The organism is Sphingopyxis sp., assembly GCF_025869345.1.
In the GTDB taxonomy this organism is placed as follows: Bacteria; Pseudomonadota; Alphaproteobacteria; order Sphingomonadales; family Sphingomonadaceae; genus Sphingopyxis.
This window is the reverse complement of record NZ_JAOZVW010000086.1, coordinates 1-7,895: the sequence shown is the minus strand read 5'-3', so window position 1 is coordinate 7,895 and position 7,895 is coordinate 1. Positions and strand designations below refer to the sequence as shown.

Genomic DNA, 7,895 nt, shown 5'->3' with positions numbered 1-7,895 from the left:
CCCGGATCAAGTCCGGGGTGACGAGGTGGGATATTGTGCACGGCATGCGCACCATCTACCACCGCCGCATGGCCTCCACCGAAATCGAAGCGCTCGTCCAGCAACTCGCCCGCCTGCCGGGCCTCGGCCCGCGCTCGGCGCGGCGTGCGGTGCTGCACCTGATGAAGAAGCGCGAGAGCAGCTTCGCGCCGCTGCTCGCCGCGCTGCAGACGGTGTCGGAACGGCTCGTCACCTGCGCGATCTGCGGCAATGTCGATACGCAAGATCCCTGCGCGATCTGCGCCGATCCCCGCCGCGACGCGCGCAGCCTCTGCGTCGTCGAGGAGGTGTCGGACCTCTGGGCGCTCGACAAGTCGCGGCTCTTTCCCGGCAAATATCATGTGCTGGGCGGGCGGCTGTCGGCGCTGGAAGGCGTGCGGCCGCAGGACCTCAGCATCGACGCGCTGGTGAACCGCGTCGCCGCGGGCGGCATCGACGAGGTCGTGCTGGCGATGAACGCGACGCTGGAAGGGCAGACGACGGCGCATTATCTCGCCGAGCGGCTGGAGGGCTATCCGGTGCGGCTGACGCAGCTCGCGCACGGCCTGCCGGTGGGCGGGGAGCTCGACTATCTCGACGAGGGGACGCTGGCGCAGGCGCTACGGGCGCGGCGTCCGGTGGGTTGACGGCGGGCGTTCGAGTTCATACCTCGCACCCATGGCCCTGCTACCCATCATAGAGACCCCCGATCCGCGGCTGCGCGTCATTTCGAAGCCTGTCGAGACGTTCGACGCCGAATTGAAGACGCTGGTCGCCGACATGTTCGAGACGATGTACGACGCGCCCGGCATCGGGCTGGCGGCGATTCAGGTCGGGGTCGCGAAGCGCATCCTCGTCATCGACCTGCAGGAACCCGATCCCGAGGATGAAGAGGGCAAGCGCGTGATCCGCGACCCGCGCGTCTTCATCAATCCCGTCTTCTCCGACGAGAGCGAGGAGCATAGCGTTTATCAGGAAGGCTGCCTGTCGGTTCCCGAACAATATGCCGACGTATCGCGCCCCGCCGAGGTCACCGTCGACTGGCAGGACGCGGACGGCAAGCATCACCGGGAACGCATGACCGGGCTGATGGCGACGTGCATCCAGCACGAGCACGACCATCTGGAAGGCATCCTCTTCATCGACCATCTGTCGCGGCTGAAGCGCGAGATGGTGCTGAAGAAGCTCGCGAAGCTGCGCAAGGCGGCGTGACGCCCACATCGCCATAGCGTGTGTCCCCGCGAAGGCGGGGACCCATCTTCTGACGGTGCAAATCTGAAACGGCCGGTGATGGACCCCCGCCTTCGCGGGGGAACACGCCATTATTACGTGCGGGCTTACTCCGCCTTCTTCGCGACCCCGACCATCGCGGGGCGCAGCAGGCGGTCCTTCATCATATAGCCCGCCTGCATTTCCTGCACGATCGTGCCGCTTTCCTTGTCGCTCGGGATTTCGAGCATCGCCTGATGCTGATTCGGGTCGAGCGGCAGGCCGATCGCGGCGATGCGGGTGATGCCGTTGCGTTCGAACACGCTCATCAGCTCGCGCTCGGTCGCCTCGAGCCCGGTGAGCAGCGGCTTGATCGCCTCGTCGGCGCGCTGCTCTTCGCTGAGCGACGCCAGCGCGCGGCCCAGATTGTCGGCGACCGACAAGATGTCGCGCGCGAATTTGGTCGCCGCATAGGCGTGCGCGTCGGCGATCTCCTTGTCCTTGCGGCGCGTGACGTTCTGCGTCTCGGCGCGCGCATAGAGCAGATCCTGCTGCAGCGCCGCAAGCTGCTCGGCAAGCTTCGCCGTTTCGTCCTGCGTTTCCGCGGTCGGCGCTTCGGTTGCGGTCGCTTCGGCCTGACCCTCTTCGACGGGCGTATCGTTTTCGGTGTTCGTCATAATCCTATCGTATCAGTCTGGAGAGAGATTGTGCGGTGAAATCCACCATGGGAACGATCCGCGCATAGTTCAAGCGCGTCGGGCCGATCACCCCCACCACGCCGACCACGCGCCCGTCGCTGCCATGATAGGGAGCGGCGATAACCGACGATCCCGACAGCGAAAAGAGCTTGTTCTCCGACCCGATGAAAATGCGCGTCGCGCTGCCCTCGCGCGCGCTGTCGAGCAACCCTGCGATTTCCTGCTTGGTTTCGAGTTCGTCGAGCAACTGCCGCACCCGGTCGAGGTCGCCGACCGCGCTTTCGTCGAGCAGATTCGCCTGGCCGCGCACGATCAGCACCGGCCGGTCGGCGCCGTCCGACGACCAGATGGCGAGCCCGCGCGACACCAGGTCGGCAGCGGCGCGGTCGATCGCGATACGTTCGGCCTCGATCTCGCGCCGCACCCGCGCCATCGCGTCGGACAGCGTCAGCCCCGCGAGCATCGCGCTGACATAATTGCCCGCCTCGACCAGCGCCGAGGGGTTGAGCCCGGCGGGCACGTCGATGACGCGATTCTCGACCGTGCCGTCGCCCGCGACGAGGACGACGAGCGCCTGCGTTCCTGACATCGGCACGAAGGCGACCTGCTTCAGCACCCGCTCGTGCTTGGGGACGAGGACCAGACCGGCACAGGCCGAGAGGCCCGACAGCGCGGCGGTCGCCTGCGCCAGCGCGCTTTCGATCGGCCCGCCGCCGTCGGCAAGACTCGCCTCGATCTGCGCGCGGTCCTCGGCCGAGGGCTCGGCGACCTGCATCATCCCGTCGACGAACAGGCGCAGCCCCTGTTCGGTCGGCAGCCGCCCCGCGCTGGTGTGCGGGCTGGCGAGCAGACCATATTCCTCGAGATCCTGCATCACGTTGCGGATCGACGCCGGCGACAGGTTGAGCGCCGCGAGCTTCGACAGGGTGCGCGACCCGACCGGCTGGCCGGTTTCGAGATAGGCATCGACGACCAGCCGGAACACGTCGCGGGCGCGCGTGGTGAGTTCGGTGATCGGCGGATTGGTCATGCCGAGGATGTAGGGGCGGTGAGGGGGAGGGGCAAGGATGCAAACCCCTCTCCCGCAAGCGGGAGAGGAAAAGGGACTCGCGGTCGTCCACCTCTGCCGTTAGCCTCCCCACTGGGGAGGAACCGCATGACCACACGCTCGCTGACCGAGGACGATCCGCTCGACGATTTCGAGCACCGCGATATTGCGCTGCTCGGCCGCCCGCACCGCGTCTACACGATGGGCAGCGGCCCCGCGGTGATCGTGATGACCGAAATGCCGGGGATCAGCCCGCATGTTGCACGCTTCGCCCGCTGGGTCCGCGACGCCGGCTTCACCGTCTATATGCCGCATATCTTCGGGCGCGACGGCGCGGTGCCGCGGATGCCGGGGGCGCTGTTCACGATGATCGGCGGCTGCATCAGCCGCCAGTTCCGCGCCTTTCAGGCGAATGAGAGCTCGCCCGCCGTCCAGTGGCTGCGCGCGCTGGCGGCGCTCGCGCACACGGAATGCGGCGGCAGGGGCGTCGGCGCGATCGGCATGTGCTTTACCGGCAATTTCGCGCTGTCGATGATGCTCGAACCCGCGGTGCTCGCGCCGGTGCTGTCGCAGCCGTCGCTGCCGCTGAATGACGCGGCGGGGATGCACATCGCTCCCGACGAGCTCGCGGCGGTCAAGGCGCGGATGGAGGTCGAGGACCTGACCGTGCTCGCCTATCGCTTCGAGGGCGACAAATTTTGCAAGGCGGCGCGCTTCGCCGCCTATGAGGCCGCGCTCGGCGACCGCTTCGTTGGCCGCGTGCTGCCTGACAGCGCCGCCAATCCCGACAGCCCGATGGCGAATCCGCACAGCGTTGTCACGCTCCACCTGATCGACGAGGAAGGCCAGCCGACGCGCGCGGCGCGCGACGAAATCCTCGATTTCTTCCGTATGCGCTTGAGCGGTTGAGGACGGCGGCCTAAGGGCGGCGCATTCATCACCTGAAAGGACTCCCATGCGACCCTCCGGCCGCGCGCCCGACCAGATGCGCCCCATCGCCATCGAAACCGCCTTCACCATCCATGCGGAAGGCAGCGTTCTCGTCAGCTTCGGCAACACGAAGGTGCTGGTGACCGCCAGCGTCGAGGAGAAAGTGCCGCCCTTCCTCCGCGGCAAGGGGCAGGGCTGGGTAACGGCCGAATATGGGATGCTCCCGCGCGCGACCCACACGCGCGGCAGCCGCGAGGCGGCGAAGGGCAAGCAGTCGGGGCGGACACAGGAAATCCAGCGACTTATCGGCCGGTCCTTGCGCGCCGTCGTCGATATGAAGAAGCTCGGCGAGCGCCAGATCGTCATCGACTGCGACGTCATCCAGGCCGATGGCGGCACGCGCACCGCGTCGATCAGCGGTGCGTGGGTCGCGCTGCGGCTCGCGGTCGACAAGCTGATCGAAAGCAAGGCGCTCGCTGCCGACCCGATCGAGGATCAGGTCGCGGCGATCTCGTGCGGCATCTACAAGGGCACGCCGGTGCTCGACCTCGACTATGACGAGGATTCGGTCGCCGAAGCCGACGGCAATTTCGTCCTCACCGGCGGCGGCCGGATCGTCGAGGTGCAGGCCAGCGCCGAAGGCGCGACATACGACGAGGAAGGCCTGCTTCGCCTGCTCCGCCTCGCGCGCATCGGCTGCACCGACATTTTCGCGGCGCAGGCGAAGGCGGTGGGGCGATAGGCCTGATTGGGTTCACGCGAAGACGCGAAGGCGCGAAGATGTGGCGCGGCTTTCTCCATCGTCGTCGCATCATGGCGCATCGCCGATATAGAAAGGGGCCTGTCGGCCCGGACCTTCTTCTTCGCGACTTCGCGTTTTCGCGTGAATCAATTTAACCGACAGAAGATGGATAGACCCATGTCCCACCGCAAACTCACCCCCGGCAAGCTCGTCATCGCAAGCCACAATGCAGGCAAGGTGCGCGAGATTCGCGCGCTGCTTGAACCCTTCGGGATCGAGCCGGTGTCGGCGGGCGATCTTGGCCTGCCCGAGCCGGAGGAAACGGGGACGACGTTCCGCGAGAATGCGCTGCTCAAGGCGCACGCGAGCGCGTCGGCGGCGGGGCTACCCGCGCTTGCCGACGACAGCGGGCTCGAAGTCGCGGCGCTCGGCGGCCGGCCGGGTGTCTACACCGCCGACTGGGCCGAGCGCCAATGGTTCGAGGGCGAAAAGGGCCGCGACTGGTATATGGCGATGGGCAAGGTCGAGGGGCTGCTTGCCGAGCAGGGGCCGGACGTCGACCGCAGCGCTCGCTTCGTCTGCACGCTCGCGCTCGCCTGGCCCGACGGCCAGGCCGAGGTGTTCGAGGGCAGGGCCGAGGGCAGCCTGACCTGGCCCCCGCGCGGAATGCTGGGCTTCGGTTATGATCCGGTGTTCGTTCCGGCCGGTAAGGCACTGACTTATGCGGAAATCAATCCGGCGGAGAAGCACGCGATCAGCCACCGGGCGGACGCGTTCGCGAAGCTGGTGGCGGGCGCGTTTTAAGGGCGGTTCGATGTTCATCGAGAAGGCTTATGCAAAGCGTGACAGCTTGTCCGACCGCGATCTTGGGCGTTTGGCTGACGCGCTGCGGGATCAGGTCGACCGGTACGCAATCGCGATAGAGAATTATCCCCCCGAGCGCATGGAAAGGCACGGGACGCCCTTCCTTCAACATCTCCAAGGGCGGTTGGATGAGGTGAACTCGCTCATCGCCCGACGTGTCAAAGACGCCGGAACTTGATGGCCGAACCGCTCGCCCTTTATGTTCATTGGCCGTTCTGCGTGTCGAAATGCCCTTATTGCGACTTCAACAGCCATGTCCGCGAAAGCGTCGATCAGGCGGCGTGGCGCGCGGCGCTGCTGGCCGATCTGCGGCACGAGGCGGCGCTGCTGCCGGATCGTCTGATCTCGTCGATCTTCTTCGGCGGCGGCACACCGAGCCTGATGCCGCCCGCGACGGTCGCGGCGGTGATCGCGGCGGCGGATGCGGCGTGGGGGTTGGCGGACGATTGCGAGATCACGCTGGAGGCAAACCCCAATTCGGTCGAGGTCGCGAACTTCGCCGATCTGGCCGCCGCCGGGGTCAATCGCGTGTCGATCGGCGTTCAGAGCTTCGACCCACAAGTCCTTGAATTTCTTGGCCGTGCCCACAGCGGAGACGAAGCGCGGTGCGCCATCGCGGCGGCGCAGGATCATTTCGCGCGCGTCAGCTTCGACCTCATCTATGCGCGGCCCGGCCAGTCGCTCGCCGCATGGGAGTCCGAGCTTGGCGCGGCACTGGCGTTCGGCACCGGGCATCTCTCGCTCTATCAGCTCACCATCGAGCCCGGCACGCGCTTCGCAACCCTCGCCGCGAAGGGTGATCTCGTCATTCCCGACGGCGATGCCGCCGCCGACCTGTTCGACGCGACCCAGGCGATCGCGCGCGCCGCGGGCCTGCCGCGCTACGAAGTGTCGAACCACGCCGCGCCGGGCGAGGAGAGCCGGCACAATCTGACCTATTGGCGCTATGGCGACTATGCCGGCATCGGCCCCGGCGCGCACGGGCGACGGCTGGCGCGGGCGACCGAGCGGCACAAGAAGCCCGAGAATTTCATCGCGGCGGTCGAACGGAACGGCCACGGCCTGAAGGTCGAGACCGACCTGCCGCCGCACGAACGCGCGACCGAGGCGATGCTGATGGGGCTCCGTCTGACCGAAGGCATCGACCTGGCGCGCGCCGAGGCGCGTAGCGGATTGGCGCGGGAGGCGTTCGTCGATGCGGACGCGGCGGCGCGGCTGGCGGGGCAGGGGTTGCTGGGGCAGGACGGCGACCGGCTGGCGGTGACCGATGCGGGAATATTGCTGCTCGACTCGATCCTTTCCGAGGTGGTGAAAACCCACTAACCCTTCCGACACCGTTCGCATCGAGCGAAGTCGAGATGCCCATCTGCGTAGCACTGGGATGATGGGTGTACCGGCTTCGCTCGACACGAACGGATCGAGAGGAATGGATTTGGCGCAGGACATTATCCGCGACTGGGATGCCCATCTGGCGCATGAGAAGCGCCGGTCGGAGCATACGCGCCGCGCCTATGTCGCGACCGCGACACGCTTTTGCGCCTTCCTGTCGCACCATCGCGGCGGGGCGGTCGATGCGCCCATGCTTCAGGGGCTGACGCCGAACGACCTCCGCTCTTATCTGGCCGACCGCCGCGCCGAGGGGCTGGGCAATGCGTCGGCAGCGCGCGAGCTCAGCGCGCTGCGCACCTTCCTGCGCTTCGTCGGCGGCTCCAACGCCAGCGTGCCGCAGCTTCGCGGCCCGCGCGTCAAGAAGGGCCTGCCGCGCCCCGTCGCGCCCGCCGAGGCGCTCCAACTCGCGCAGGATGTCGAGGCCAATGCTCGCGAGGGCTGGGTCGGCGCGCGCGATTTCGCGCTGCTGCTGCTGCTCTACGGCGCGGGGCTGCGCATCGGCGAAGCGCTGGGGCTCACCGGCGCCGCGCTGCCGTTTGGCGACACGCTGCGCGTCACCGGCAAGCGGAACAAGACGCGCATCGTCCCGATCCTGCCCGCGGTCGCATCGGCGGTGTCGCGCTATGCCGAGGCTTGTCCGTGGCCGATCGGCAAGGAGACGCCGCTATTCCTCGGGGCGCGCGGCGGCCCGCTGGCGCCCGGCGTGATCCGCGCGAGCGTGCGCTCGGCGCGGCGCGCGCTCGGGCTGCCCGAACGCACGACGCCGCATGCTCTGCGGCACAGCTTCGCGACGCACCTGCTTGCGGGCGGGGCCGATCTGCGCAGCCTGCAGGAATTGCTCGGCCATGCGAGTCTTGCCTCGACGCAGGTCTATACCGCGGTCGACGCGGCGCATCTGCTCGACATCTATCGCAGCGCGCACCCGCGAGCGTAAAAAACCACTTCGTCATTGCGAGCGAAGCGAAGCAATCCAGAGCCCGCGTAAACCGCTCTGGAT

At 67.5% G+C, this 7,895-nt stretch carries 10 protein-coding genes; 8 read left to right on the top strand and 2 right to left on the bottom strand.

The annotated features are described in order from the left end of the window. Nucleotides 1-68: 68 nt before the first annotated feature. Both recR and def read left to right on the top strand, forming a co-directional pair. Nucleotides 69-665: a recombination mediator RecR gene (recR, locus tag OJI97_RS09535; protein ID WP_297662960.1), complete on the top strand. Its 597-nt coding sequence runs from the start codon at nucleotides 69-71 to the stop codon at nucleotides 663-665. A gap of 31 nt (nucleotides 666-696) precedes the next feature. Next, nucleotides 697-1,230, top strand: a complete 534-nt coding sequence (gene def / locus OJI97_RS09530; protein WP_297662958.1) for a peptide deformylase — start codon at nucleotides 697-699, stop codon at nucleotides 1,228-1,230. Nucleotides 1,231-1,355: 125 nt separating this feature from the next. On the opposite strand, the gene grpE is transcribed toward def, so the two are convergent. Both grpE and hrcA read right to left on the bottom strand, forming a co-directional pair. Continuing rightward, nucleotides 1,356-1,904 carry a nucleotide exchange factor GrpE gene (gene grpE, locus OJI97_RS09525; protein ID WP_297662956.1) on the bottom strand — a complete coding sequence of 183 codons (549 nt, stop codon included), beginning with the start codon at nucleotides 1,902-1,904 and terminating at the stop codon, nucleotides 1,356-1,358. Between the two features lie 4 nt (nucleotides 1,905-1,908). Beyond that, complete coding sequence (gene hrcA / locus OJI97_RS09520) at nucleotides 1,909-2,955, bottom strand: heat-inducible transcriptional repressor HrcA (RefSeq protein ID WP_257551304.1); 1,047 nt, start codon at nucleotides 2,953-2,955, stop codon at nucleotides 1,909-1,911. Between the two features lie 126 nt (nucleotides 2,956-3,081). Between hrcA and OJI97_RS09515 the strand changes: the two genes are divergently transcribed. The 6 genes from OJI97_RS09515 (at nucleotide 3,082) to OJI97_RS09490 (ending at nucleotide 7,832) form a co-directional block, all read left to right on the top strand. After that, entirely contained in the window at nucleotides 3,082-3,882 is an 801-nt protein-coding gene (locus tag OJI97_RS09515) for a dienelactone hydrolase family protein (RefSeq protein ID WP_297662952.1), read from the top strand. A gap of 46 nt (nucleotides 3,883-3,928) precedes the next feature. After that, nucleotides 3,929-4,645 carry a ribonuclease PH gene (gene rph, locus OJI97_RS09510; protein ID WP_297662950.1) on the top strand — a complete coding sequence of 239 codons (717 nt, stop codon included), beginning with the start codon at nucleotides 3,929-3,931 and terminating at the stop codon, nucleotides 4,643-4,645. Between the two features lie 177 nt (nucleotides 4,646-4,822). After that, the gene (gene rdgB / locus OJI97_RS09505) at nucleotides 4,823-5,449 is read left to right on the top strand and encodes an RdgB/HAM1 family non-canonical purine NTP pyrophosphatase (protein ID WP_297662948.1); all 627 of its coding nucleotides are present in this window, start codon (nucleotides 4,823-4,825) and stop codon (nucleotides 5,447-5,449) included. Between the two features lie 10 nt (nucleotides 5,450-5,459). Next, nucleotides 5,460-5,687 carry a hypothetical protein gene (locus OJI97_RS09500; protein WP_297662946.1) on the top strand — a complete coding sequence of 76 codons (228 nt, stop codon included), beginning with the start codon at nucleotides 5,460-5,462 and terminating at the stop codon, nucleotides 5,685-5,687. Then, entirely contained in the window at nucleotides 5,687-6,832 is a 1,146-nt protein-coding gene (gene hemW / locus OJI97_RS09495; protein ID WP_297662944.1) for a radical SAM family heme chaperone HemW, read from the top strand. The genes OJI97_RS09500 and hemW overlap by 1 nt, the downstream gene beginning before the upstream one ends. A 103-nt stretch (nucleotides 6,833-6,935) precedes the next feature. Further along, a complete protein-coding gene (locus OJI97_RS09490; protein WP_297662942.1) occupies nucleotides 6,936-7,832 on the top strand; it encodes a tyrosine recombinase XerC in 897 nt (298 codons plus the stop codon). The last annotated feature ends 63 nt before the right edge of the window (nucleotides 7,833-7,895 follow it).

Bases quoted from the DNA above. Each gene is read 5' to 3' on its own strand.
- recR (WP_297662960.1), top strand. From the start codon at position 69: ATGGCCTCCACCGAAATCGAAGCGCTCGTCCAGCAACTCGCCCGCCTG.
- def (WP_297662958.1), top strand. From the start codon at position 697: ATGGCCCTGCTACCCATCATAGAGACCCCCGATCCGCGGCTGCGCGTC.
- grpE (WP_297662956.1), bottom strand. From the start codon at position 1,904: ATGACGAACACCGAAAACGATACGCCCGTCGAAGAGGGTCAGGCCGAA.
- hrcA (WP_257551304.1), bottom strand. From the start codon at position 2,955: ATGACCAATCCGCCGATCACCGAACTCACCACGCGCGCCCGCGACGTG.
- OJI97_RS09515 (WP_297662952.1), top strand. From the start codon at position 3,082: ATGACCACACGCTCGCTGACCGAGGACGATCCGCTCGACGATTTCGAG.
- rph (WP_297662950.1), top strand. From the start codon at position 3,929: ATGCGACCCTCCGGCCGCGCGCCCGACCAGATGCGCCCCATCGCCATC.
- rdgB (WP_297662948.1), top strand. From the start codon at position 4,823: ATGTCCCACCGCAAACTCACCCCCGGCAAGCTCGTCATCGCAAGCCAC.
- OJI97_RS09500 (WP_297662946.1), top strand. From the start codon at position 5,460: ATGTTCATCGAGAAGGCTTATGCAAAGCGTGACAGCTTGTCCGACCGC.
- hemW (WP_297662944.1), top strand. From the start codon at position 5,687: ATGGCCGAACCGCTCGCCCTTTATGTTCATTGGCCGTTCTGCGTGTCG.
- OJI97_RS09490 (WP_297662942.1), top strand. From the start codon at position 6,936: ATGGATTTGGCGCAGGACATTATCCGCGACTGGGATGCCCATCTGGCG.